This window comes from Halomonas sp. (genome assembly GCF_041689495.1).
GTDB lineage: Bacteria > Pseudomonadota > Gammaproteobacteria > Pseudomonadales > Halomonadaceae > Halomonas.
In genome coordinates this window covers 1-1,481 of sequence record NZ_JBDNGD010000350.1, presented here as the reverse complement: position 1 = coordinate 1,481, position 1,481 = coordinate 1, and the positions used below count along the sequence as shown (strand labels likewise).

3 protein-coding genes are annotated in these 1,481 nt (G+C 63.3%); all 3 read left to right on the top strand.

Annotation, left to right across the window (positions count from 1 at the left end; genetic code table 11):
- A partial coding sequence (locus ACESMD_RS11115) for an MBL fold metallo-hydrolase RNA specificity domain-containing protein (RefSeq protein ID WP_372613127.1) occupies nucleotides 1-654 on the top strand: 654 nt, incomplete at its 5' end.
- An 84-nt stretch (nucleotides 655-738) separates the two neighbouring features.
- Nucleotides 739-1,062 (top strand): type II toxin-antitoxin system prevent-host-death family antitoxin, encoded by a 324-nt coding sequence (locus ACESMD_RS11110; RefSeq protein WP_372613125.1) that lies wholly within the window; start codon nucleotides 739-741, stop codon nucleotides 1,060-1,062.
- Between the two features lie 38 nt (nucleotides 1,063-1,100).
- Entirely contained in the window at nucleotides 1,101-1,259 is a 159-nt protein-coding gene (locus ACESMD_RS11105) for a hypothetical protein (RefSeq protein ID WP_372613123.1), read from the top strand.
- Nucleotides 1,260-1,481 lie beyond the last annotated feature (222 nt).

Sequence of the window (1,481 nt, the reverse complement as noted above, 5' to 3'; positions counted from 1 at the left end):
GAACTGGAAGGGCTGATCCATCGGGCCAGCCACGGCAGACACGGGCCGAAAGACAGCCGCTGGCGCGAACTGGAAATCATCGTCGACTCGCCGCTGGCCTCGCGCTTCACCGAAGTCTACCGCGAGCTCAAGCCGCGCTGGGACGCCGAGGCCCACCGCCGCCTGGCCGGCGGTCGCCACCCGCTGAGCTTCGACAACCTGTACACCGTCGACAGCCATGACGAGCACGAACAGACCGTCGACTACCTGGCCCGCACCGGCCGCCCGGCCGTGGTCATCGCCGCCAGTGGCATGTGCGCCGGCGGCCGAGTGGTCAACTACCTCAAGCGTATGCTGGGCGATGCACGCCACGCCGTGGTCTTCATCGGCTACCAGGCCGCCGGAACCCCGGGCCGCGACATCCAGCACTACGGCCCCCGCGGCGGCTGGGTAGAGCTCGGCGGCCAGCGCCACGACATCCGCGCTGCCATCGACACCATCGGTGGCTACTCCGCCCATGCCGACCAGCGCAACCTGCTCAATTTCATCAAGCGCATGCGCCACCCGCCCCGGGAAATCCGCCTTGTCCACGGCGATCATGACGCCAAGCAGGCCCTCGAGGGCGAGATCCAGGCCTGGGCCAAGTCGAAGGGAAACACCATTACGGTGACTTGAGCAACGACTCTAGCGATGACCAGTTGCCATAGTCATCACAGCCCTCAATGTTTATGAAAAGGCCTGATGATCGCGGGAGGGGCAATGAATACGGAGTATGTGTCGAAATCTCGGTTCAAGGCCAAGGCGCTTGAACTGCTTCGGCAGGTTGAAGCGACCGGAGAGGTTGTGATCGTGACCGATAAAGGCCGGCCGACGGTTGAGGTGCGCCGCTACAAGGCGGATAAACGCTCCCCGCTGGAAAGGCTGATGGGTAGTGTCATCGAACTTGCCGATCCCTTCGAGCCAGTGGGTGACGATGACTGGCTGGATACAGTGGTGGAGATTGAAGAAGTACACTTCATGCCTCTTGATGTCGCAACGGCTATCGAATCCACCAGGTTACCCGGAGAACACTTCAGCCCTTGACCACCAACTGACTTCATCATGTCGACATCGCTTAACCCATGACCAGCTCACGCTTTACGCCTTACCCCTCACTGAGCACGCCCCGTATCCTCTTCCTCGGCAAGAACGGCAAGAACGGCAAGAACGGCCAGGTAGGCTGGGAGATTCAGCGCGCCCTGGCGCCGCTGGCAACAGGGGGTCGCGCGCCTGCTGCATGAAACGCAGCGTTAAGCACTGAACAGGTTTTCGTGGGAGGCCGGCTCTGCCGGGCGATGGCGCCGCGCAGCATTAAGCACTGAGCAGGTTTTCGTGGGAGGCCGGCTCCGCCGGGCGATGGCGCCGCCAGGCGCCTGATACCGGCAGCGCGTCGCGCTGCATCGCGAGCTGAAGCTCCCTCCCACAAGGTCAAGGGCAGCTCCAGTTGCCCGCCGCGCAGCGTT